Source organism: Streptomyces geranii, from assembly GCF_002954775.1.
In the GTDB taxonomy this organism is placed as follows: Bacteria; Actinomycetota; Actinomycetes; order Streptomycetales; family Streptomycetaceae; genus Streptomyces; species Streptomyces geranii.
Genome location: NZ_PJME01000039.1, coordinates 1 through 23383, shown reverse-complemented (window position 1 = coordinate 23383; position 23383 = coordinate 1). Strand labels below are relative to the sequence as shown.

The following is a 23383-nucleotide window of genomic DNA, read 5'->3' as shown; positions in this document are numbered from 1 at the left end:
GAGTTCAGCCTATAGCGGGGGCAGCGACGGCAGAGCCCCTCCTTCGACGTGCAGCGCGGAGCCCTCGCGGCGGCCGGCGAGCCACCCCAGCAGCTCGGGCGCCGGGCCGGTGACCGTGACCTCGGGCCCGGCCGCCCCGCTTCCCGTGCTCCACGCGCGCGTGCCGTCCGTGATCACCGTGGGCGGCACCTCCGGGTGCCCGGTGAACCGCTCGACGAGGAAGTCGATCTCCCGCTCCGCGAACTCCGCCGGGAGATCCTCCAGCTCGTACCCGATGCCCAGGTCCACGTGGTGCAGTTCGACCTCGATCCAGCGCCGGAACGGCACCCGGGAGACGCTGTCGGTGACCCCGTTGCGCAGCTCCACCGTGCGCGACCAGTCCGCGGGCACGGCCCCCGCCTCCTGGAGGCGGGCCGCGGTCCTCCCGATGTCCGCGAGGTGTACGTCGAGGGGGCGCGCGGCGTCCCGCTCGATGTCGGCGTCGCGGGCCTCCTGGGAGACGTACATGACACGTCCCTCGAAGACGTTCACCAGAGCGTCCGCGTTGCGGGCGAGGTGGGCGAGGACGTGACCACGGGTCCACCCCGGCAGCCGTGACGGCTCGGCCACCGAATCGTTGTTCCATTTCGCGGCTGCGGTGAGCAGCCGTTCCGTCGCTTCGCGTACAGATGCCAGGTCGCGCACATGATCGGCCATGGCGCCGACGATAGCCCCACCACACGTTCGGGTGAAGGTGGCGGGCGACGACCGTAAATCGAATGTGCGTGCTATATGGTCGAGTGCGGCGTCGGGCATGCTGGATGGCCGGGGATTGTTACCGCCCCAGGAATCCGACCGGCGTTGTCAGTGGCTCCCCCTAGTCTGAGAAAGCACGGGGGCCCCGCCCCTGTCACTTCTCCCAAGAAAGGTGCGGACCGGCGTGGCCGACCGTCTCATCGTCCGTGGCGCGCGAGAGCACAACCTCAAGAATGTCTCGCTCGACCTGCCGCGCGACTCGCTCATCGTCTTCACGGGCCTGTCCGGGTCGGGCAAGTCCTCCCTGGCCTTCGACACGATCTTCGCCGAGGGCCAGCGGCGTTACGTCGAGTCGCTCTCGTCGTACGCCCGCCAGTTCCTCGGCCAGATGGACAAGCCGGACGTCGACTTCATCGAGGGCCTCTCGCCGGCCGTCTCGATCGACCAGAAGTCGACCTCGCGCAACCCGCGCTCGACGGTCGGCACCATCACCGAGGTCTACGACTACCTGCGCCTGCTCTTCGCCCGCATCGGCAAGCCGCACTGCCCCGAGTGTCGTCGCCCCATCTCGCGGCAGTCTCCGCAGGCCATCGTCGACCGCGTCCTGGAGCTGCCGGAGGGCAGCCGCTTCCAGGTGCTGTCGCCGCTCGTGCGCGAGCGCAAGGGCGAGTTCGTCGATCTCTTCGCCGACCTCCAGACGAAGGGCTACTCCCGCGCGCGGGTGGACGGCGAGACGATCCAGCTGTCCGAGCCGCCCGTGCTGAAGAAGCAGGAGAAGCACACCATCGAGGTGGTCGTCGACCGCCTCACGGTCAAGGACACCGCCAAGCGGCGCCTCACCGACTCCGTGGAGACCGCGCTCGGCCTCTCCGGCGGCATGGTCGTGCTCGACTTCATCGACCTCCCCGAGGACGACCCCGAGCGCGAGCGCATGTTCTCGGAGCACCTCTACTGCCCGTACGACGACCTGTCCTTCGAGGAACTGGAGCCCCGCTCCTTCTCCTTCAACTCGCCCTTCGGCGCCTGCCCCGACTGCTCGGGCATCGGCACGCGCATGGAGGTCGACCCCGAGCTGATCGTCCCGGACGAGGACAAGTCCCTCGACGAGGGCGCCATCCACCCCTGGTCGCACGGCCACACCAAGGACTACTTCGGCCGGCTCCTCACCGCTCTCTCGGAAGCCCTCGGATTCCGCACCGACATCCCCTTCGCGGGCCTCCCGCAGCGCGCGCGGAAGGCGCTCCTGTACGGGCACAAGACCCAGATCGAGGTCCGCTACCGCAACCGGTACGGCCGGGAGCGCGTGTACACCACGCCCTTCGAGGGCGCCGTCCCGTTCGTGAAGCGGCGGCACAGCGAGTCCGAGAGCGACGCCAGCCGGGAGCGCTTCGAGGGCTATATGCGCGAGGTGCCCTGCCCCACCTGCCAGGGCACCCGCCTCAAGCCGATCGTCCTCGCGGTCACGGTCATGGAGAAGTCCATCGCCGAGGTCGCCGCCATGTCGATCAGCGACTGCGCGGACTTCCTGGCCGAGCTGAAGCTCGACGACCGAGACAAGAAGATCGCCGAGCGGGTGCTCAAGGAGGTCAACGAACGGCTGAAGTTCCTGGTCGACGTCGGCCTCGACTACCTCTCGCTCAACCGCGCGGCAGGCACCCTCTCCGGCGGCGAGGCCCAGCGCATCCGGCTCGCCACCCAGATCGGCTCCGGCCTCGTCGGCGTCCTGTACGTCCTTGACGAGCCGTCCATCGGCCTGCACCAGCGCGACAACCACCGGCTGATCGAGACCCTGGTCCGGCTGCGGGACATGGGCAACACGCTCATCGTCGTCGAGCACGACGAGGACACCATCAAGGTCGCCGACTGGATCGTCGACATCGGCCCCGGCGCGGGCGAGCACGGCGGCAAGGTCGTGCACAGCGGCTCCCTGAAGGAGCTGCTCGCCAACGACGAGTCGATGACCGGGCAGTACCTGTCCGGCAAGAAGGCCATCCCGCTGCCCGACATCCGGCGCCCGCTGGACCCGTCCCGTCGGCTCACCGTGCACGGTGCCCGCGAGAACAACCTGCGGGACATCGACGTGTCGTTCCCGCTCGGCGTCCTCACCGCCGTCACCGGGGTCTCAGGGTCCGGCAAGTCGACGCTGGTCAACGACATCCTGTACACGCACCTGGCCCGCGAGTTGAACGGCGCCCGCAGCGTGCCCGGCCGCCACACGCGCGTGGACGGCGACGACCTGGTCGACAAGGTCGTGCACGTCGACCAGTCGCCCATCGGCCGCACCCCGCGCTCGAACCCGGCGACGTACACCGGTGTCTTCGACCATGTCCGCAGGCTGTTCGCGGAGACGGCCGAGGCGAAGGTGCGGGGCTATCTGCCCGGCCGCTTCTCCTTCAACGTCAAGGGCGGGCGCTGCGAGAACTGCGCGGGCGACGGCACCATCAAGATCGAGATGAACTTCCTCCCGGACGTCTACGTCCCGTGCGAGGTCTGCCACGGCGCCCGCTACAACCGGGAGACCCTGGAGGTCCACTACAAGGGCAAGTCCATCGCCGACATCCTGAACATGCCGATCGAGGAGGCCTGCCACTTCTTCGAGGCGGTCCCGGCGATCGCCCGCCACCTCAACACGCTGCACGACGTCGGCCTCGGCTACGTCAGGCTCGGCCAGTCCGCGACGACCCTGTCCGGCGGCGAGGCCCAGCGGGTGAAGCTCGCCAGCGAACTCCAGAAGCGCTCCACGGGCCGCACGGTGTACGTCCTGGACGAGCCGACCACCGGTCTGCACTTCGAGGACATCAGCAAGCTCCTCAAGGTTCTCTCCGGCCTGGTCGACAAGGGCAACACGGTCATCGTCATCGAGCACAACCTCGATGTCATCAAGACCGCCGACTGGGTCGTCGACATGGGCCCCGAGGGCGGCGCGGGCGGCGGCCTGGTCGTCGCCGAGGGCACACCGGAGGAGGTCGCCGGTGTACCGGCCAGCCACACCGGCAAGTTCCTGAGGGATGTCCTGGGGGCCGAACGCATCAGTGACGGCACCTCGGTGAAGGCCGCCCCGCGCAAGACGGCAGCCAAGAAGGCGGTGGCCGCCAAGTCGACGGTGAAGACCGCCGACAACACGGCGGCGAAGAAGGCTGCTCCGGCGAAGAAGACGACAACCCGGGCCCGCAAGGCCTGAGTCGCCGGCCAGCACGGCAGACGCCGGGAAACACGGTGGCCCGCGGGAACTCCCCGCGGGCCACCGCCCGTTGCACAAGCGGACGCACCCGCCGCTACAGGAGGCCCAGTTCAGCCGCGTACGGCGGTTCCGCCCCCGCCCGTGAGCAGGTGACCGCCGCCGCACGCGCCGCGAGGCGGAGCAGCTCGGTCCAGCCGTCGGCGCCCAGGTCGGCCAGGGCAGCAGGAGACAGGGCGTCCCGGACGGACAGACCGTGCAGCAGCGCCGCGTTCACGGTGTCGCCGGCGCCGATCGTGTCCACCACGTCGACCTCCTCACCGGGTACGGAGTGTTCGGCGCCCGCACGGGTGAAGACGGTCAGTCCGTCGCCGCCCCGGGTGACCACGACGGCGGCGGGACCGGCGGCCAGCCACTCCTGCGGGGTCCCGCCGAGCCACTTCGCGTCCTCCTCCGACAACTTGAGCAGCGACACCGACGGCAGCCAGCTCGTGAAACGGGCCCGGTAGGCATCCGCGTCGGGGATCAGCCCCGCCCTGATGTTCGGGTCGAGCGCGGTGAACACGCCCTGCGCGGCGGCGCTCCGCATCAGCTCCTCGTACGCGCTCGCGCCCGGCTCCAGGACCAGCGAGCAGGTGCCGAAGGACACCGCCCGGGCGCCAACGGGGAGTCGGTCCGGCGCCGCGAACAGCCGGTCGGCGGTGCCCTCCACATAGAAGGAGTAGGCGGCGGAGCCGTCCGCGCCGATCGAGGCGACCGCGAGCGTCGTCGGCTCGCCGCCGCGCTGTACGGCGGACACGTCGACGCCCGCCCCGCGCAGCCCGTCGAGCAGCGCCTCGCCGAAGGCGTCGGACGAGACCCGGGAGCAGAACGCGGTGGGGGAGCCGAGCCGCCCGAGGGCCACCGCCGTGTTGTAGGGGCCGCCACCGAGCGCCGGCCGCAGCTCCGCGAGGGCGCCCGGCGCGCGCGGTACCAGGTCGATCAGGGCCTCACCGGCGACGACGATCACGAGACGGGTCCTTTCTCGGCCTGCTGGAGGTTCTCGGGGCGCTGTCGGGCACATCCGCACGACTCGCGGTGGACGAACGCGCACGGCAGCCGCACGGTCCGGGTCGGGCGGCCCGGGTCGGCCAGCCGGTCCAGGAGCAGCCGTACCGCCCTGGCGCCGATGTCCTTGGCGGGCTGGGCCATCGCGGTGAGCGCGGGGGAGAAGAGGTCGGCCCAGGCGAAGTCGTCGAAGCAGCACAGCGCCAGGTCGTCCGGCACGGCGAGACCGCGCTCGCGCAGGGCGCGCAGGGCGCCGATGGTCATCGTGTTGTTGGCGGTGACCAGGGCGGTCGGGGGCGCCGGGAGGTCGAGGAGGGCGGCGGTGGCCCGCTCGGCCCCCGCCGACTCGGAGTCGCCGTGGACCACCAGGCGTTCGTCGTGGGCGAGTCCGGCGAACGCGAGCCCGATGCGGTAGCCCTCGATCCGTTCCGTCGTCGTGCTCAGGCCGGGGCGGCCCGCGACCAGGCCGACGCGTTCATGGCCGAGCGCGGTGAGGTGGGCGACCAGCCGGGCCATGGGTTCGGTGTTCTCGGCGCACACCTGGTCGAAGCGCGGCGCGCTGTCCGCGGGTGTGCCGTCCGAGGGGGTGTCGAGCAGCCGGTCCAGGAACACCGTCGGTACGTCGTGCCGGGTCAGGTACGCGACCAGGGCGCCGGGATCCGCCGACGGGGCGACGATCATGCCGTCCACGCGCCGCTCGTGCAGCAGCTGGACGACCTTGCGCTCGTGCTCGGGGTCGTCGTGCGGGTCGGCGATGAGGAGGCTGTAGCCGTGCTCCAGGGCGCTCGCCTCGACGCCCTGGAGGATCTCAGTGAAGTACGGGTTGCTGATCGCCGACACCGCGAGCCCGATGGACCGCGTCCGCGCGGTGACCAGCGAACGGGCCAGGGTGTTCGGGGTGTAGCCGAGCACCTCGATGGCGTCGAGGACGGCCTGCCGGGTCGCGGGGCGCACCACCCGGGTGTCGTTCAGCACATGCGAGACGGTCGCCACGGAGACGCCCGCGTGCCGCGCGACGTCGGCCATCGTCGCCATGGTCCCCGCCCTTCCCGCCGCGCCCCGGTCCGGCGCCGATGGCGGAAACGTACCGCATGCCCGGCATGACGTAAACGCTTGCGCAAGCGTTTACGCAATCGCTTGCGCCCCGCGCTCCTCCCTCTCCGGGCCGGTCACTCCCAGTCCCACCCGATCCCCAGGATCCCCGGTCGCAGCCTCGGCTCCACGAGGTGCACCGAGCGGTGGCGGTCGCTCACCGGGAGCTCCTGGCGGCCACTGCGGGGCGCCGCGGCCGAGTGCTGGGCGAACCGGTGGCAGCGCACCGGCAGGGCCCCGCAGTCGAAGCGGACCTGGAGCGCGTACTGGCCGCCCGCGACGCCGAAACCGCGCACGTACTCGCGGGACACGCCCGCGGTGCCGTCCTCGACGGCGTAGCGGAAGAGGAACGTATCTCCGGCGCACAGCCGGGTGTCGAAGAGGAGCTCGGCGACGAGCACCCCGGTGTCGTGGTGCCGCCGTATCCGCCCCGTGCGGCAGTTCTCCAGGGCGTGCACCGACATGCGGTCCGGTGCGCACCCGGTGTCGCCGTGGTGGACGGCGACGAAGCGGTCGGTGTCCCGGTGGGCGCGCACGATGTGGTGGGCCTCGCGGACGAGGAGTTCGCGGTGGGTGCCGATCCGCACGCGTTCGTGCAGGCCGAGGGTGTGCAGACCCCCGTCGAGGGGCGCCTCCAGCTCCGTCAGCAGCTGCTCCAGGACTCCGGAGGCCTCCACCAGGGAGCGGTAGGAGCGGGCGGCGGGACGCTGGGTGCCGGCGCGTTCGTCGTCCCGGGCGAGCAGCCTGATCAGCGACTCCTCCGGAAGCTGGAGGATCTCCTCCAGGGCCCGTACGGCCCGCAGCGACTCGGGGCGCTGCGGGCGGCGGGCGCCCTGCTGCCAGTAACTCAGGCTGGTGACGCCGACCTTGACGCCGTACCGCCACAGATGGTGCTGGACGCGCTGCAGCGGCAGACCGCGCGCGGTGATCGCCGCCCGCAGGGCCACATGGAAGGGGCCGTTGCGCAGGGCCGTGTCCAGTTCCGCGGTGGCGTCCTCCGCGATGGCTTCGTCCGCGTGCGGTGTGCTTCGGCGCATGCAGGGGGCCCTTCTGTGAATGGTCGCGGCGGCTGGTCGGACCGCGTGCGTGGGTCGAACCGGGGCGGTCCGGTGGGTGTACGCGGCGTCCTCGCCCCCGTGTCCTCACGTGCGTACGCGGCCGTCCACGGCCCCGAGTTCCCCCGCATTGAAGCGTGTTGACCAAGGCGCGACAACACTTCAGGCGCAAACATGCCCGACTGCCGGAGTTCTCTCCTCCGCCCCGGCCCTCCCGGGGACCTGCGGCGTCGTCCACAGGACCGCCGCGCTGTCACACCCCGCCAGTAGGGTGTGAGACATGGCCGACCCCTCCAGCTACCGCCCCAAGCCGGGACAGATCCCGGACTCTCCCGGGGTGTACAAATTCCGCGACGAGCACCGCCGGGTGATCTACGTCGGGAAGGCGAAGAGCCTGCGCCAGCGCCTGGCCAACTACTTCCAGGACCTGGCCGGACTCCATCCGCGCACCCGCACGATGGTCACCACGGCGGCCTCCGTGGAGTGGACGGTGGTCTCCACCGAGGTCGAGGCGCTCCAGCTGGAGTACTCCTGGATCAAGGAGTTCGACCCCCGGTTCAACGTCAAGTACCGCGACGACAAGAGCTACCCGTATCTCGCGGTGACGATGAACGAGGAGTACCCGCGCGTGCAGGTGATGCGCGGTCAGAAGCGCAAGGGCGTCCGCTATTTCGGGCCGTACGGACACGCGTGGGCGATCCGCGACACCGTGGACCTCCTCCTGCGGGTCTTCCCGGTGCGCACCTGCTCGGCCGGTGTCTTCAAGAACGCCGCCCGCACCGGCCGTCCCTGCCTCCTCGGCTACATCGGCAAGTGCTCGGCGCCCTGCGTCGGACGGGTCTCGGCCGACGAACACCGGGAGCTGGCCGAGGACTTCGGCGACTTCATGGCAGGCCGCACCGGGACGTACATCCGCCGCCTGGAGCAGCGGATGACGGAAGCCGCCGAGGAGATGGAGTACGAGCGGGCGGCCCGCCTGCGCGACGACATCGAGGCCCTGCGAAAGGCCATGGAGAAGAGCGCGGTCGTGCTCGCCGACGCGACCGACGCCGACCTGATCGCGGTCGCCGAGGACGAGCTGGAAGCGGCCGTCCAGATCTTCCACGTACGCGGTGGGCGGGTGCGCGGCCAGCGGGGCTGGGTGACCGACAAGGTCGAGGAGATCACCACCGGCGCCCTGGTCGAGCACGCCCTCCAGCAGCTCTACGGCGAGGAGAAGGGCGACTCCGTACCCAAGGAGGTTCTCGTCCCCGCGCTGCCCGACCCCGTGGAGCCCGTCCAGGAGTGGCTGGCCGAGCGGCGCGGGTCCGGCGTGTCGCTGCGCATCCCGCAGCGCGGCGACAAGAAGGCCCTCATGGAGACCGTGCAGCGCAACGCGCAGCAGTCGCTCGTGCTGCACAAGACCAAGCGGGCCTCCGACCTGACCACGCGCTCGCGCGCGCTGGAGGAGATCGCCGAGGCCCTCGACCTGGACAGCGCCCCGCTGCGCATCGAGTGCTACGACATCTCCCACCTCCAGGGCGACGACGTCGTGGCCTCCATGGTCGTCTTCGAGGACGGCCTGCAACGCAAGAGCGAGTACCGCCGCTTCCAGATCAAGGGCTTCGAGGGACAGGACGACGTCCGGTCCATGCACGAGGTGATCACCCGCCGCTTCAAGCGCTACATCGCCGAGAAGGAGAAGACCGGCGAGTGGGCGGACGGCCAGGAAAACGGCCAGGAATCCGGTCCCGAACCCGCCGGAGGCCAAGAGGCCGGCCAGGAGCTGAAGGACGACGACGGGCGGCCCAAGCGGTTCGCCTATCCGCCGCAGCTCGTCGTCGTCGACGGCGGGCAGCCGCAGGTCGCCGCCGCGCAGCGCGCGCTGGACGAGCTGGGCATCGACGACATCGCCGTCTGCGGTCTCGCCAAGCGCCTGGAGGAGGTCTGGCTGCCCGGCGACGACGACCCGGTGATCCTGCCCCGCACCAGCGAGGGCCTGTATCTCCTCCAGCGCGTGCGCGACGAGGCGCACCGCTTCGCGATCACCTACCAGCGGGTCAAACGGGCCAAACGCTTCCGGGCGAGCCCCCTGGACGACGTGCCCGGGCTCGGTGAAACCCGGAAACAGGCGCTGATCAAGCATTTCGGCTCGGTGAAGAAGCTGCGGTCCGCCACAATCGACCAGATCCGCGAGGTTCCCGGCATAGGCCTCAAGACGGCCGAGACGATCGCCGTGGCCCTCGCACAGGCGGCCCCGGCCGCACCCGCCGTCAACACGGCGACCGGAGAGATCATGGAAGACACACAGGACACACAGGACGCGCGGGTAACGCGGGACACGCAGGAGACGCAGAACGGGGAGCCCGGGACGAGGACGGGTTCCCCGGGGGAGCCCGTAGCCGCGGGCACCCCGGACGAGCGACGGGGGCAGGAGCAATGAGCGAGCACGAGACACCGAAGGCCGAGCCCACAGCAGAGGGCCAGGCAGGCCACAAGGAAGCGGGCGATGATCGCTCGCGGCACGCGGAGGGCCCCGCACCGGGCGGCCCGACAGGCCAGGAACCACCGGGCCAGGAAGACGGAGAGCAAGTGGGTACGGTCATCGAGACAGCCGGGGTCCCCGAAGCGGCCATCCCCGAGCTGGTGATCATCTCCGGCATGTCCGGAGCCGGCCGGTCGACGGCCGCCAAGTGTCTGGAGGACCTCGGCTGGTTCGTCGTCGACAACCTCCCGCCCGCACTCATCCCCACCATGGTGGAGCTGGGCGCCCGCTCCCAGGGCAACGTGGCGAGGATCGCGGTCGTCGTCGACGTACGCGGCAGGCGTTTCTTCGACAACCTCCGCGAGTCGCTCGCCGACCTCGCGGTCAAGGGCGTCACCCGGCGGATCGTCTTCCTGGAGTCCTCGGACGACGCCCTGGTGCGCCGGTTCGAGTCGGTGCGCAGGCCGCACCCCCTCCAGGGCGACGGCCGGATCGTCGACGGCATCGACGCCGAGCGGGAACTGCTGCGCGAGCTGCGCGGCGACGCCGACCTGGTGATCGACACCTCCAGCCTCAACGTCCACGAGCTGCGCGCCAAGATGGACGCCCAGTTCGCCGGCGAGGAGGAGCCCGAGCTGCGGGCCACGGTGATGTCCTTCGGCTTCAAGTACGGCCTCCCGGTCGACGCCGACCTGGTCGTGGACATGCGGTTCCTGCCCAACCCGCACTGGGTCCCGGAGCTGCGCCCGTACACCGGCCTCAACGAGGAGGTGTCCGCGTACGTCTTCAACCAGCCCGGCGCCAAGGAGTTCATCGACCGGTACGCCGAGCTGCTCCAGCTCATCGCCGCCGGTTACCGCCGCGAGGGCAAGCGCTACGTGACCATCGCGGTCGGCTGCACCGGCGGCAAGCACCGCTCGGTCGCGACCTCCGAGAAGCTCGCCGCCCGCCTCGCCTCGCAGGGCGTGGAGACCGTGATCGTGCACCGGGACATGGGACGGGAATGACGGGACGTACACCGCGGCTGAGCAGGCTGCGCCGGGTCACCCCCGAGGGCCGCGGGGGCAGGCCCGTAGAGGCCCGCGGCGCCCGGCCGCGCCGCCGGGGCACCCAGCCCAAGGTCGTCGCCCTGGGCGGCGGCATGGGCCTGTCCGCCTCGCTCGCCGCACTGCGCCGGATCACCGGCGACCTCACCGCAGTCGTCACCGTGGCCGACGACGGCGGCTCCAGCGGGCGCCTGCGCGACGAGCTGGGCGTACTGCCGCCCGGTGACCTGCGCAAGGCGCTGGCCGCGCTGTGCGGCGACGACGAGTGGGGCCAGACCTGGGCCCGCGTCATCCAGCACCGCTTCCAGTCCAAGGGCGACCTGCACGAACACGCCGTGGGCAATCTGCTGATCGTCGCCCTGTGGGAGCAGCTCGGCGACCACGTCCAGGCCCTCGACCTGGTCGGCAGGCTCCTGGGCGCGCACGGCCGCGTCCTGCCGATGTCCGCCGTACCGCTGGAGCTGCAGGCCCTGGTCAAGGGGCACGACCCGGAGCGGCCCGAGGACGTCGACACCGTACGCGGGCAGGCGACGGTCGCGCTGACACCGGGCGAGGTGCAGTCCGTGCACCTCGTGCCGCACGACCCGCCCGCCGTCCCGGAGGCCGTCGCGGCCGTCCTGGACGCCGACTGGGTGGTCCTCGGTCCCGGCTCCTGGTTCTCGTCCGTGATCCCCCACCTGCTGGTGCCGGAGCTGCTCGAAGCGCTCACCGAGACGAAGGCGCGGCGGGTACTCTCGCTGAACCTCGCGCCGCAGCCCGGAGAAACCGAGGGCTTCTCCCCGCAGCGTCATTTGGAGGTTTTGGGACGACACGCCCCTAAACTCGCCCTGGACGTGGTGCTGGCCGACGAGGCCGCCGTGCCCGACCGCGACTTGCTGACCGATGCCGCCAAGCGGTTCGGCGCCGCGGTCGAGCTGGCGCCGGTGGCCCGGACCGACGGATCTCCTCGGCACGATACGGAGCTGTTGGCCGCCGCGTACGACCGTATTTTTCGGATGCATGGAAGGATCGGCCCATGGCGATGACGGCAGCGGTGAAGGACGAGATTTCCCGGCTCCCCGTCACCCGTACCTGCTGCAGAAAGGCGGAGGTCTCCGCCATTCTGCGGTTCGCCGGCGGCCTTCACCTGGTCAGCGGGCGCATCGTGATCGAGGCGGAGCTGGACACCGCGATGGCGGCCCGCCGTCTCAAGCGGGACATCCTGGAGATCTTCGGCCACAGTTCCGAACTGATCGTGATGGCACCCGGCGGACTGCGCCGCGGCTCCCGTTACGTGGTCCGGGTGGTCGCGGGCGGCGACCAGCTGGCCCGCCAGACAGGGCTCGTGGACGGCCGCGGGCGCCCGATCAGGGGTCTGCCCCCACAGGTGGTCTCCGGGGCGACCTGTGACGCGGAGGCGGCCTGGAGAGGCGCCTTCCTGGCCCACGGCTCGCTCACCGAGCCGGGACGCTCCTCGTCCCTCGAAGTGACCTGCCCCGGCCCCGAGGCCGCGCTCGCCCTGGTCGGCGCCGCCCGGCGCCTCTCGATCGCCGCCAAGGCGCGCGAGGTGCGGGGCGTGGACCGGGTCGTCGTCCGGGACGGGGACGCGATCGGCGCCCTCCTCACCCGGCTCGGCGCGCACGAGTCCGTGCTGGCCTGGGAGGAGCGGCGGATGCGCCGCGAGGTCCGCGCCACCGCGAACCGCCTCGCCAACTTCGACGACGCCAACCTGCGCCGCTCCGCGCGCGCGGCCGTCGCGGCCGGGGCCCGGGTCCAGCGCGCGCTGGAGATCCTCGCCGACGACGTCCCCGAGCACCTCGCGGCGGCCGGGCGGCTCCGTATGGAGCACAAGCAGGCCTCCCTGGAGGAACTGGGCGCCCTCGCGGACCCGCCGCTGACCAAGGACGCCGTCGCGGGCCGGATCCGCAGGCTGCTCGCCATGGCCGACAAGCGCGCCCAGGATCTCGGCATCCCGGGCACGGAGTCGAACCTCTCCGAGGAGATGGCCGACGCGGGCTGACGAAGCCTCACCTTGGGCTGACTGGCCCTCAACACGCCGGTGGCGGTGCTCTCTTCGGGCACCGCCACCGGCGTTTTCCTGTCCTTGGCGCCCTCTTGACTGGATCATGAACTGTCATGAGCCTGGCATCTGTTCGCCATTGTGGCGAACCATCGCAAGGGGGGTTCATGAGACGAAGAGCGAGCACGATCCTCGCTGTCGGCGCACTCCTGCTGGGCGGCGCTGGACTCGCGCCGATCGCCGTGGCCGCGCAGGACGCCGGTACACCGGACGCCGACGAGGTCAAGGTCTTCCGGGCCGAGGTCACCAAGGAGCAGATTCCGCTGCTCCTCGCGACCGGCCAGGACGGTCACGAACTCGGGGAGCAGGCGCCCGAGAAGGGCACGGCCACGGTCGAGGTCTACCTCACCGACAAGCAGGCCGGCGAACTGGAGGACAAGGGCGTCGACCTCAAGGAGCACACCCTCACGGCGAAGGCACGCGCGCGCGTGGCCGCCGCCGGAGACGGTGTCTTCCGGCCCTACAGCGGAGCGGGCAACCTCCGCGAGGAGATCCTCCGGACCGCCCAGGAGAACCCGGCCCTGACCAAGGTCGTCTCCATCGGCAAGACCCTGCAGGGCCAGGACATCCTCGCGCTCAAACTGACCAAGGGCGCGAAGAAGACCAAGGACGGCGCCAAGCCGTCCGTCCTGTACGTCTCCAACCAGCACGCGCGCGAATGGATCACGCCGGAGATGACCCGGCGGCTGATGCACCACTACCTGGACAACTACTCCACCGACCGGCGCATCAAGAAGATCGTCGACTCGACCGAACTCTGGTTCGTGCTGTCCGCCAACCCGGACGGCTACGACTGGACGTTCAAGCCCGAGGGCGACCGCCAGTGGCGCAAGAACATGCGCGACGTCAACGGCGACGGCGCCTACACCATCGGCGACGGCGTCGACCTCAACCGCAACTTCTCCTACAAGTGGGGCTACGACGACGAGGGCTCCTCCCCGTTCCCCACCAGCCAGACCTACCGCGGCGCGAGCCCGGGCTCGGAGCCCGAGACCAAGGCCCTGGACGCCTTCGAGCGGCGCATCGGCTTCGAGTACGGCATCAACTACCACTCCGCCGCCGAACTCCTCCTCTACGGCGTCGGCTGGCAGGTCGCCTCGCCGAGCCCCGACGACGTCCTCTACAAGTCGCTCGCCGGTACGCCCGAGAACTCCGCGATCCCCGGCTACCACCCCCAGCTCTCCTCCGAGCTGTACACCACCAACGGCGAGGCGGACGGCCACGCGGCCAACGTCAACGGCACGGCGATGTTCACCCCGGAGATGTCGACCTGCCAGACCGTGTCGAACCTCTATCCGGACGACGCCTGGAACGCGGCCGACTGCGCCTCGGTCTTCACCTTCCCGGACGACGAGAAGCTGATCCAGCAGGAGTTCGCCAAGAACATCCCGTTCGCGCTGTCCGTCGCCGAGTCGGCGCTCAAGCCGGACCAGCCCAAGTCCTCGGTCGGCGTCGCCGCCCCCGACTTCACCCCGGCACCCTTCACCACCTCGTACTCGCGCGGCGCCGACCAGGAGGTCTCGGTCGTCGTCCGCAAGTCCGTGTACGACAAGCGGCTCAACTACCGCGTCGACGGGGGCCGTACGAAGACCACGCCGCTCAAGGCCTGGAAGGGCGGAGAGACCTTCGGCGGGGACGACAACCTGTACTTCGACGAGTACCGCGCCAAGGTCGCCGCCGGTAAGCCGGGCGCCAAGGTCGAGGTCTGGTTCACAGGCACGACCAAGGACAAGAAGCGCACCAGCAGCACGCACTTCACGTACACGGTCGCCGCACGCCCGGTCGCCGACACGCTCGTCCTCGCCGAGGAGGGCGCGACCGCCACACAGACACAGGTCTACGTCGACGCGCTGAAGGCCAACGGCAGGAAGCCGCTCGTCTGGGACGTCGCCGCCCTGGGCGCGCCCGACGCGCTCGGCGTGCTCGACCACTTCAAGACGGTCGTCCACTACACCGGCGCCGTACGGCCCGGCAACGCCACCCAGCTCCAGCTGCGCGCCTACCTCAACGAGGGCGGCAAGCTGATCGAGGCCGGCGAGAGCGCCGGCGGCTCCGTGGACCTCGGCGGGGGCACCCTGTCCAACGACTTCAGCCAGTACTACCTGGGCGCCTACTCCCGTACGACCACACCTTCCGTCACCGCCTTCAACGGCTCCGGGAAGCTCACCGGCTTCAACGGGCCCCTCGGCGACGCGCCGGGCAACCCGCTGAACACGGCCGGGTCCTTCGGCGTCACCTCGGACACCCTGCCCGTGGCGACGTACCCGCAGTTCGGCAGCGCGGGCGCGGGCAGCTACCCCGGGACGGTCAACCCGTACGGGCCCTACGCGGGCGCCTCCATGGCCGCCGTCACGCACACCGACTACGCCTGGAACCGCCTCACCCGCACCATCGACCTCACCGGGGTGACCGCGGCCCAGGCACCGGCCTTCCGCACCCAGCTCCTGTGGGACACGGAGGAGGGCTACGACCACGCCGTGCTCGAAGCCCACACGGCCGGGGCGGGTGACTGGACCACGCTCCCCGACAAGGGAGGCGCCACCAGCACCGCCGTACCCACCGAGTGCGAGGCCGGGTTCTTCATCCAGGGCCACCCCGCGCTCACCCGCTACCTGACCCTCGGCTCGGGCGGCTGCACGCCCACCGGGACCAGCGGCGCGTGGAACAGCTTCACCGGGTCCTCCGCGGGCTGGCAGCAGGTCGAGTTCGACCTCTCCGCGTACGCCGGGAAGACGGTGGAGATCTCGCTCAGCTACATCACCGACCCCGGCTCCGGCGGACGCGGCGTCCTCGCCGACAACGCCACCGTCGTGACCGGCGGCACGCCGGGCGCGGTCGAGGGCTTCGAGACGTCACTGGGCGCCTGGACCGTCCCCGGACCGCCCGCGGGCAGCCCCGCGGTCATCAAGGACTGGGGCCTGTCGGGTGAACTGGCCAAGACGTACGGAGCGGTCACCACGGACGACACCGTGCTGCTGGGCTTCGGCCTGGAGCACGTCACCGCGGCGGCCGACCGCAAGGCGCTCCTCGGCAAGGCGCTGGCCGCGCTGAAGGGCTGATCGAAGGGCTGTTCAATGGGCGGTCCGTACCCCTACTGGCGGGTACGGACCGCCCTGCCGTGTATGGGGCATCTCGATGTCACCACCGGGGCCTCAGGGAGGTAGGGTCGTAGGCGGTCGGGGACATCCCATACAACTCGCCGGCACGAAAGCCGGCGTACCAACGAGGAGATCGGTTCGTGACGATCCGCGTAGGCATCAACGGCTTTGGCCGCATCGGTCGTAACTACTTCCGCGCGCTGCTGGAGCAGGGTGCTGACATCGAGATCGTGGCTGTCAACGACCTGGGTGACACCGCGACCACCGCTCACCTGCTCAAGTACGACACCATCCTGGGCCGACTCAAGGCCGAGGTGTCGCACACCGCCGACACGATCACCGTCGACGGTCACACCATCAAGGTGCTCTCCGAGCGCGACCCGGCCGACATCCCCTGGGGTGAGCTGGGCGTCGACATCGTCATCGAGTCGACCGGCATCTTCACCAAGAAGGCCGACGCCGCCAAGCACATCGCGGGTGGCGCCAAGAAGGTCCTCATCTCGGCTCCGGCGTCGGACGAGGACATCACGATCGTCCTCGGCGTCAACGAGGACAAGTACGACGCGGCGAACCACCACATCATCTCCAACGCCTCCTGCACCACCAACTGTGTGGCGCCGATGGCCAAGGTCCTCCTGGAGAACTTCGGCGTCGTCTCGGGTCTGATGACCACGGTCCACGCCTACACCAGCGACCAGCGCCTCCAGGACTTCCCGCACAAGGACCTGCGCCGCGCCCGCGCCGCCGCCGAGAACATCATCCCGGCGAGCACCGGTGCGGCCAAGGCGCTCGGCGTGGTCATCCCGGAGCTGGCGGGCAAGCTCAACGGCATGGCGATGCGGGTGCCGGTCCCGACCGGCTCCGTCACCGACCTGGTCGTCGAGACGGAGCGCGTGGTGACCAAGGAAGAGGTCAACGCCGCGTTCCAGAAGGCCGCCCAGGGCGAGCTGAAGGGCTACCTGACGTACACCGAGGACCAGATCGTCTCCTCGGACATCGTCAGCGACCCGTCGTCCTGCACCTTCGACTCCTCGCTGACCATGGTGCAGGGCAACAGCGTGAAGATCATCGGCTGGTACGACAACGAGTGGGGCTACTCCAACCGCCTCGTCGACCTCACGGTCTTCGTCGGCAACCAGCTCTGAGTCACGGAGCAGGCACTTCGATGTGAGCACAGGGCTCGGGCGACGCGAGGAGGCGTTGCCCGAGCCCTGTGGCGCGTGCTGATCGATCCAGCCCCTCCCGGACAAAAGAGCCCTTCCTTAGGAGCCCCCTTTCATGAAGACGATCGACGAACTCCTCGCCGAAGGAGTCGACGGCAAGCGGGTCTTCGTCCGCGCCGACCTGAACGTCCCGCTGGCCGACGGCCTCATCACCGACGACGGCCGCATCCGGGCCGTCCTGCCCACCGTCAAGGCCCTCGCGGACGCCGGCGCCAAGGTCGTGGTCGCCTCCCACCTGGGCCGCCCCAAGGGCGCCCCGGACCCCGCCTTCTCCCTGCTGCCCGCCGCCGAGCGCCTCGGTGAACTCCTGGGCGCCCCCGTGGCCTTCGCCCAGGACACGGTCGGCCCCGCCGCCCACGCCGCCGTGAGCGGCCTCCAGCCGGGCCAGACCGCGGTGATCGAGAACCTGCGCTTCAACGCCGGTGAGACGTCGAAGGACGACACCGAGCGCGGCGAGTTCGCCGATCAGCTGGCCGCCCTCGCGGACGTCTACGTGGGTGACGGCTTCGGTGCCGTGCACCGCAAGCACGCCTCCGTGTACGACCTGCCGGCCCGGCTGCCGCACTACGCCGGTTACCTCATCGCCACCGAGGTCGGCGTCCTGAAGAAGCTCACCGACGACGTGCAGCGCCCGTACGTGGTCGCGCTCGGCGGCGCCAAGGTCTCCGACAAGCTCGCCGTCATCGACCAACTGCTCGGCAAGGCCGACCGCATCCTCATCGGCGGCGGCATGGCCTACACCTTCCTCAAGGCCCAGGGCCACGAGATCGGCGCCTCCCTCCTTCAGGAGGACCAGATCCCGGCCGTCCAGGAGTACATCGCGCGCGCCGAGAAGAACGGCGTCGAGCTGATCGTCCCGGTCGACGTCGTGGTCTCCGGGGGCTTCCCCGACCTGAAGGCCAAGGCGCCCACCGACCCCACCACCGTCACCGCGGACGCCGTCCCGGCCGACCAGATGGGCCTGGACATCGGTCCGGAGTCCAGCACGCTGTACGCCTCCAAGCTCGCCGACGCGGCCACCGTCTTCTGGAACGGTCCCATGGGCGTCTTCGAGCACCCCGACTACGCCGAGGGCACCAAGGCCGTCGCCCAGGCCCTCCTCGACTCCCCGGCCTTCACGGTCGTCGGAGGCGGCGACTCAGCCGCCGCCGTACGCATCCTGGGCTTCGACGAAACCGCATTCGGCCACATCTCGACCGGCGGCGGCGCCTCCCTCGAATACCTAGAGGGCAAGACGCTCCCCGGCCTCGCCGCACTGGAGGACTGACCCAGCATGACCACTCGCACGCCGCTGATGGCGGGCAACTGGAAGATGAACCTCAACCACCTTGAGGCCATCGCCCACGTCCAGAAGCTCGCCTTCGCTCTCGCGGACAAGGACTACGAGGCCTGTGAGGTCGCGGTCCTGCCGCCCTTCACCGACCTGCGCTCGGTACAGACCCTGGTCGACGGCGACAAGCTCAAGATCAAGTACGGCGCCCAGGACATCTCCGCGCACGACTCGGGCGCCTACACGGGCGAGATCTCGGGCCCGATGCTGGCCAAGCTCAAGTGCACCTACGTGGCGATCGGCCACTCGGAGCGCCGCCAGTACCACAACGAGACCGACGAACTCGTCAACGCCAAGGTGAAGGTCGCCTACAAGCACGGCCTCACCCCGATCCTGTGCGTCGGCGAGGAGCTGGAGGTCCGTGAGGCGGGCAACCACGTCGCCCACACGCTCGCCCAGGTCGAGGGCGGCCTCAAGGACCTCCCGGCCGAGCAGGCCGAGACCGTTGTCATCGCCTACGAGCCCGTCTGGGCCATCGGCACCGGCAAGGTCTGTGGCGCCGACGACGCCCAGGAGGTCTGCGCCGCGATCCGCGCCAAGCTCGCCGAGCTGTACTCGCAGGACGTCGCCGACGCCGTACGCATCCAGTACGGCGGCTCCGTGAAGTCCGGGAACGTCGCCGAGATCATGGCCAAGCCCGACATCGACGGCGCACTGGTCGGCGGTGCCGCCCTGGACGCCGATGAGTTCGTCAAGATCGTGCGCTTCCGCGACCAGTGAGTATGCGCTAGCGGAGATCCGTCGTACCCTGGCGGGGATCGTGGCCAAAAAATTGGGCAGGACGTCCAGGAATTAGGTCGCGATCCCCGTCCATCAGAATCCGAGGAAGTTGGTCCAGCCGTGGTTTTGGGGTTCTCGATCGCCCTGATCGTCTTCAGCCTGCTGCTGATGCTGCTCGTGCTGATGCACAAGGGGAAGGGCGGCGGCCTCTCCGACATGTTCGGTGGCGGCATGCAGTCGTCCGTCGGCGGCTCCTCGGTCGCCGAGCGCAACCTCGACCGCATCACCGTGGTGCTCGGTCTGCTGTGGTTCGCGTGCATTGTGGTGCTCGGCATCCTGATGAAGGTGAACAACTGATCAGCGGCTGACACCGGTCGTCAAATACCGGTACGACAGCACATTACGCACGCACATTCCGCACGTAAGGCCCCATGTTCGGTACGCCCCGCCAAGGGCGGCCTATCATGGGGCTTGCGTCTTGCTGCGGGCCTGTAACTCGAAGCACTGGACGCGCGTTGGGCCTTACGTAGACTGAGGCGCTCGCAACGAAGCGAAAACGCCGACTCGCTTCGCGGCACCATTACGCAGGGAGTTACGACCGTGGCAAGTGGCAACGCGATCCGAGGAAGCCGGGTCGGGGCGGGGCCGATGGGCGAGGCCGAGCGTGGCGAGTCCGCGCCACGGCTGCGCATCTCCTTCTGGTGCTCCAACGGGCACGAGACGCAGCCCAGCTTCGCCAGCGACGCGCAGGTCCCCGACACCTGGGACTGCCCGCGCTGCGGCTTTCCCGCCGGACAGGACCGGGACAACCCGCCGGACCCGCCGCGCACCGAGCCGTACAAGACGCACCTGGCGTATGTACGGGAGCGACGCAGCGACGCGGACGGCGAGGCGATCCTCGCCGAGGCGCTCGCCAAACTGCGGGGCGAGATCTAGGAATTGACGGCCGGCCAGGCACCGAACAGGTGCCTGGCCGGAGCCGTCTGACGGGGCGTCGCACACCGGCTCCCCGGCCGATTGTCAGTGCTGCCCTCTACGGTTTGTGCATCGGGCGAACCACGAGGGGGATCGGTGACGACGGTCGAGACGGCGGGAGCGTGTGCGCCCGCGTGGCGCGGGGGATTCGGGCGGCTGTGGAGCGCCGCCGTCCTCTCCAGCTTCGGCGACGCGCTGCGCACGGCCGCCCTGCCCCTGCTCGCCACGACCCTCACCGACCAGCCGCTGCTCATCGCCGCCGTGACGGCCTGCGGCTATCTGCCCTGGCTGCTCTTCGGACTCCTCGGCGGTGCGGTCGCGGACCGGGTGGACCAGCGGCGCGCGATGTGGACGGTCGACGCGCTACGAGGCCTGCTGGTCGCCTGCTTCGCCGTGGCCGTCGGCCTCGGCCACGCCTCGATCGGCCTGCTCATCGCCCTCGCCCTGGCGCTGACCACTCTCCAGACCCTCTTCGACAACGCCTCTACGGCCCTGCTGCCCACCTTGGTCGACAAGGAGGCGCTCGGCGGTGCGAACGCCCGTCTGATGACCGGTCAGCGCATAGCGGGCGGCCTGCTGGCCGGACCGGTGGTGCCGGTCCTGATCGTGCTGGGAGCGGCCGTCCCGTTCGCGGTCGACGCCGTCACCTTCCTGATCGGGGCAGCCCTGGTCGCCTCCCTGCGGACGGGCCCGCCCGCGCGGGCACCGAGACCGGCGGGCAGCACCCTGCGCACGGAGATCACGGCCGGCCTGCGCACCCTGTGGCGGGACGGACCGCTGCGGGGCCTGTGCGCGGCGACGGCACTGTGCAACGTCGGCATGGGCGCTCTCATCGCCACCATGGTGCTGCTGGTGACCGGCTGGCTGGACGCGGGCAACGGAGGGTATGCGGCGGCGATGACCGCGTACACCGTCGGCAGCCTCGCGGGCGGCGCGCTGAACGGCCGGCTGGTGGAGCGGCTCGGGCGCATACGAGCGGTGGTGCTGGCCGGTACGACGCAGATCGGCGCGCTGGTCGTCATGGGCTCGGTGCGCAGCCTGGTCGCGCTGGTGGTCGCCCTGGGGGTGTTCGGGCTGATGGGGATGGTGTGGAACGTCAACACGACGACCCTGATGCAGAGCCGCAGCCCCGCCGGGATGCTGGGCCGGGTCAGCTCGGCCTTCCGCACGCTGGCGGTCGCCGGAGCACCCGTGGGCGCGCTGCTCGGCGGGGCTGTCGCGACGGCGTGGGGACTGAACACACCGGCGCTGCTGGCCGCCGGTTTCTTCATCCTGTCGGTCGCCGCACTGATACCGGCGCTGAAGTCCGACGTATCTGTTGTTGGACGAGAAGACGTCGACGGTACGACCACAGCTCATCCAACGCGCCGACCGAGCTGATCGATTGGCTCGGTCGAGACCGGCAGCACAGGCACGAAAGAGGCGGAAGTCCGAGATGAACGCAGACAGCCGTAGCAGGCTCAACCAGACGCCCGAGTGGACGGCACTGGCCAAGCACCAGGAGGAGCTGGCGGACACCCATCTGCGGGACCTGTTCGCGACCGACCCCGGGCGCGGCACGGGGTACACGCTCCAGGTCGGTGATCTGCACATCGACTACTCCAAGCACCTCGTCACCGACGAGACACTGCGGCTGCTGCGCGAGCTGGCGGCGGTGACGGACGTGGCCGGGCTGCGGGACGCCATGTTCCGGGGCGAGCGGATCAACACGACCGAGGACCGGGCCGTCCTGCACACCGCGCTGCGGGCGCCGCGGGGTGCGGTGGTCGAGGTCGACGGGGAGAACGTCGTGCCGGCCGTGCACGCGGTCCTCGACAGGATGGCCGCCTTCGCGGACCGGGTGCGTTCGGGCGAGTGGACCGGGCACACGGGTCGGCGCATCAAGAACGTCGTCAACATCGGCATCGGCGGCTCCGACCTCGGTCCGGCGATGGCCTACGAGGCCCTGCGGGCTTTCACCGCACGGGAGTTGACGTTCCGTTTCGTGTCGAACGTCGACGGCGCCGACCTGCACGAGGCCGTGCGGGACCTGGACCCGGCCGAGACGCTGTTCATCGTCGCGTCGAAGACGTTCACGACGATCGAGACGATCACCAACGCGACCTCGGCCCGGTCCTGGCTGGTCGCGGGGCTCGGGGGTGAGGAGGCGGCGGTCGCGAAGCACTTCGTGGCGCTGTCGACGAACTCCGGCAAGGTCGGCGACTTCGGGATCGACACGGCGAACATGTTCGAGTTCTGGGACTGGGTCGGCGGACGCTACTCCTACGACTCGGCGATCGGCCTGTCGCTGATGATCGCCATCGGCCCGGACCGCTTCCGGGAGATGCTGGACGGCTTCGCGCTGGTCGACGAGCACTTCCGGACGGCTCCGGCGGAGGAGAACGCGCCGCTGCTGCTGGGTCTGTTGGGCATCTGGTACGGCAATTTCCTCGGTGCGCAGTCGCATGCGGTGCTGCCCTACTCGCACTACCTGTCCAAGTTCACGGCGTACCTGCAGCAGTTGGACATGGAGTCCAACGGCAAGTCGGTGGGGCGGGACGGGGTGCCGGTGGAGTGGGAGACGGGGCCGGTGGTGTGGGGTACGCCGGGGACGAACGGGCAGCACGCGTACTACCAGTTGATCCACCAGGGGACGAAGCTGATCCCGGCGGACTTCATCGGGTTCGCTTCGCCGGTGGGGGAGTTGAGCGAGGAACTCCGGGGGCAGCACGACCTGTTGATGGCCAACTTCTTCGCGCAGACGCAGGCGCTGGCGTTCGGGAAGACGCCGGAGGAGGTGCGGGGGGAGGGGGTTCCGGAGGAACTGGTCGCCCACAAGACCTTCCAGGGCAACCACCCGACGACGACCGTGCTGGCGCGCGAGCTGACCCCGTCCGTGCTCGGCCAGTTGATCGCGCTCTACGAGCACAAAGTGTTTGTGCAGGGGGCTGTGTGGGACATCGACTCGTTCGATCAGTGGGGGGTTGAGTTGGGGAAGGTGCTGGCGAAGAGGGTTGAGCCGGCGTTGACGGAGGGGGTGGGGGTGGCGGGGTTGGATGCGTCTACGGTGGCGTTGGTTGCGAAGTATCGGGAGTTGCGCGGGAGGTAGGGGAGTTTCTTCGCCCCCGCCGCCCCTACCCGTCCCATCCCTGGGGGCTGTGCCCCCAGACCCCCCTGGGTGGGTGGGCAAGGCGGGGGTGAGTGGGTGGTGGATCGGCCTTGACGGCCTCGTCCTCAAACGCCGGACGGGCTGAGGGGTGCCGGCCGGCGCTTGGTTTTCAGCCCGTCCGGCGATTGAGGACGAGCGCGTTCAGCGCGACTTACCCACCCACCCGTCCCCCGCCCTCCCCAGCAACGCCCGCCACCCCCAGCCCGTCCGGCG

The 23383-nt window shown here is 70.2% G+C and carries 17 protein-coding genes; 13 read left to right on the top strand and 4 right to left on the bottom strand.

The genetic code is table 11. From position 1 onward, the window contains the following. Positions 1 to 9 precede the first annotated feature (9 nt). Complete coding sequence (locus tag CW359_RS33060) at positions 10 to 696, bottom strand: maleylpyruvate isomerase family mycothiol-dependent enzyme (protein WP_105973888.1); 687 nt, start codon at positions 694 to 696, stop codon at positions 10 to 12. A 223-nt stretch (positions 697 to 919) separates the two neighbouring features. Between CW359_RS33060 and uvrA the strand changes: the two genes are divergently transcribed. Further along, on the top strand, positions 920 to 3916 hold the full coding sequence (uvrA, locus tag CW359_RS33055) for an excinuclease ABC subunit UvrA (RefSeq protein WP_105973887.1): 2997 nt from the start codon (positions 920 to 922) through the stop codon (positions 3914 to 3916). Between the two features lie 94 nt (positions 3917 to 4010). Here the strand turns inward: uvrA and CW359_RS33050 are convergent, their stop codons facing one another. The 3 genes from CW359_RS33050 to CW359_RS33040 all read right to left on the bottom strand — a co-directional run bounded on the left by CW359_RS33050 (position 4011) and on the right by CW359_RS33040 (position 7089). Beyond that, complete coding sequence (locus CW359_RS33050) at positions 4011 to 4922, bottom strand: carbohydrate kinase family protein (protein ID WP_105973886.1); 912 nt, start codon at positions 4920 to 4922, stop codon at positions 4011 to 4013. After that, positions 4919 to 5995, bottom strand: coding sequence for a LacI family DNA-binding transcriptional regulator (locus CW359_RS33045; RefSeq protein WP_105973885.1), 1077 nt, complete (start codon positions 5993 to 5995; stop codon positions 4919 to 4921). Before CW359_RS33045 ends, CW359_RS33050 begins: the two co-directional genes overlap by 4 nt. 134 nt (positions 5996 to 6129) lie before the next feature. Further along, entirely contained in the window at positions 6130 to 7089 is a 960-nt protein-coding gene (locus CW359_RS33040) for a hypothetical protein (RefSeq protein WP_105973884.1), read from the bottom strand. 298 nt (positions 7090 to 7387) lie between these two features. On the opposite strand from CW359_RS33040, the gene uvrC reads away from it, so the two are divergent. The 12 genes from uvrC (at position 7388) to pgi (ending at position 23110) form a co-directional block, all read left to right on the top strand. After that, positions 7388 to 9529, top strand: coding sequence for an excinuclease ABC subunit UvrC (uvrC, locus tag CW359_RS33035; RefSeq protein ID WP_105973883.1), 2142 nt, complete (start codon positions 7388 to 7390; stop codon positions 9527 to 9529). Next, complete coding sequence (gene rapZ / locus CW359_RS33030; protein ID WP_105973882.1) at positions 9526 to 10578, top strand: RNase adapter RapZ; 1053 nt, start codon at positions 9526 to 9528, stop codon at positions 10576 to 10578. Before uvrC ends, rapZ begins: the two co-directional genes overlap by 4 nt. Next, the gene (locus tag CW359_RS33025; protein WP_105973881.1) at positions 10575 to 11642 is read left to right on the top strand and encodes a gluconeogenesis factor YvcK family protein; all 1068 of its coding nucleotides are present in this window, start codon (positions 10575 to 10577) and stop codon (positions 11640 to 11642) included. Before rapZ ends, CW359_RS33025 begins: the two co-directional genes overlap by 4 nt. Beyond that, positions 11633 to 12616, top strand: a complete 984-nt coding sequence (gene whiA / locus CW359_RS33020; protein WP_105973880.1) for a DNA-binding protein WhiA — start codon at positions 11633 to 11635, stop codon at positions 12614 to 12616. The genes CW359_RS33025 and whiA overlap by 10 nt, the downstream gene beginning before the upstream one ends. A 167-nt stretch (positions 12617 to 12783) precedes the next feature. Next, positions 12784 to 15735, top strand: coding sequence for a M14 family metallopeptidase (locus CW359_RS33015; RefSeq protein ID WP_105973879.1), 2952 nt, complete (start codon positions 12784 to 12786; stop codon positions 15733 to 15735). A gap of 179 nt (positions 15736 to 15914) precedes the next feature. Next, positions 15915 to 16919 carry a type I glyceraldehyde-3-phosphate dehydrogenase gene (gene gap, locus CW359_RS33010; protein WP_105973878.1) on the top strand — a complete coding sequence of 335 codons (1005 nt, stop codon included), beginning with the start codon at positions 15915 to 15917 and terminating at the stop codon, positions 16917 to 16919. 133 nt (positions 16920 to 17052) lie between these two features. After that, a complete protein-coding gene (locus CW359_RS33005) occupies positions 17053 to 18264 on the top strand; it encodes a phosphoglycerate kinase (RefSeq protein ID WP_105973877.1) in 1212 nt (403 codons plus the stop codon). Between the two features lie 6 nt (positions 18265 to 18270). Then, positions 18271 to 19047: a triose-phosphate isomerase gene (gene tpiA / locus CW359_RS33000; protein ID WP_105973876.1), complete on the top strand. Its 777-nt coding sequence runs from the start codon at positions 18271 to 18273 to the stop codon at positions 19045 to 19047. Positions 19048 to 19167: 120 nt separating this feature from the next. Continuing rightward, on the top strand, positions 19168 to 19404 hold the full coding sequence (gene secG, locus CW359_RS32995) for a preprotein translocase subunit SecG (RefSeq protein WP_079054207.1): 237 nt from the start codon (positions 19168 to 19170) through the stop codon (positions 19402 to 19404). A gap of 243 nt (positions 19405 to 19647) precedes the next feature. Further along, the gene (locus tag CW359_RS32990) at positions 19648 to 19983 is read left to right on the top strand and encodes an RNA polymerase-binding protein RbpA (protein WP_003957010.1); all 336 of its coding nucleotides are present in this window, start codon (positions 19648 to 19650) and stop codon (positions 19981 to 19983) included. 135 nt (positions 19984 to 20118) lie between these two features. Further along, positions 20119 to 21402 carry an MFS transporter gene (locus tag CW359_RS32985; protein WP_105973875.1) on the top strand — a complete coding sequence of 428 codons (1284 nt, stop codon included), beginning with the start codon at positions 20119 to 20121 and terminating at the stop codon, positions 21400 to 21402. 55 nt (positions 21403 to 21457) lie between these two features. Beyond that, complete coding sequence (gene pgi, locus CW359_RS32980) at positions 21458 to 23110, top strand: glucose-6-phosphate isomerase (RefSeq protein ID WP_105973874.1); 1653 nt, start codon at positions 21458 to 21460, stop codon at positions 23108 to 23110. Positions 23111 to 23383: the final 273 nt, after the last annotated feature.

What these genes read in the sequence shown, in the direction of transcription:
- whiA (WP_105973880.1), top strand. Translation starts at nt 11,633, where the DNA reads ATGGCGATGACGGCAGCGGTGAAGGACGAGATTTCCCGGCTCCCCGTC.
- CW359_RS33025 (WP_105973881.1), top strand. Translation starts at nt 10,575, where the DNA reads ATGACGGGACGTACACCGCGGCTGAGCAGGCTGCGCCGGGTCACCCCC.
- tpiA (WP_105973876.1), top strand. Translation starts at nt 18,271, where the DNA reads ATGACCACTCGCACGCCGCTGATGGCGGGCAACTGGAAGATGAACCTC.
- CW359_RS33045 (WP_105973885.1), bottom strand. Translation starts at nt 5,995, where the DNA reads ATGGCGACGATGGCCGACGTCGCGCGGCACGCGGGCGTCTCCGTGGCG.
- uvrC (WP_105973883.1), top strand. Translation starts at nt 7,388, where the DNA reads ATGGCCGACCCCTCCAGCTACCGCCCCAAGCCGGGACAGATCCCGGAC.
- CW359_RS33060 (WP_105973888.1), bottom strand. Translation starts at nt 696, where the DNA reads ATGGCCGATCATGTGCGCGACCTGGCATCTGTACGCGAAGCGACGGAA.
- pgi (WP_105973874.1), top strand. Translation starts at nt 21,458, where the DNA reads ATGAACGCAGACAGCCGTAGCAGGCTCAACCAGACGCCCGAGTGGACG.
- rapZ (WP_105973882.1), top strand. Translation starts at nt 9,526, where the DNA reads ATGAGCGAGCACGAGACACCGAAGGCCGAGCCCACAGCAGAGGGCCAG.
- CW359_RS33040 (WP_105973884.1), bottom strand. Translation starts at nt 7,089, where the DNA reads ATGCGCCGAAGCACACCGCACGCGGACGAAGCCATCGCGGAGGACGCC.
- CW359_RS33005 (WP_105973877.1), top strand. Translation starts at nt 17,053, where the DNA reads ATGAAGACGATCGACGAACTCCTCGCCGAAGGAGTCGACGGCAAGCGG.
- CW359_RS33015 (WP_105973879.1), top strand. Translation starts at nt 12,784, where the DNA reads ATGAGACGAAGAGCGAGCACGATCCTCGCTGTCGGCGCACTCCTGCTG.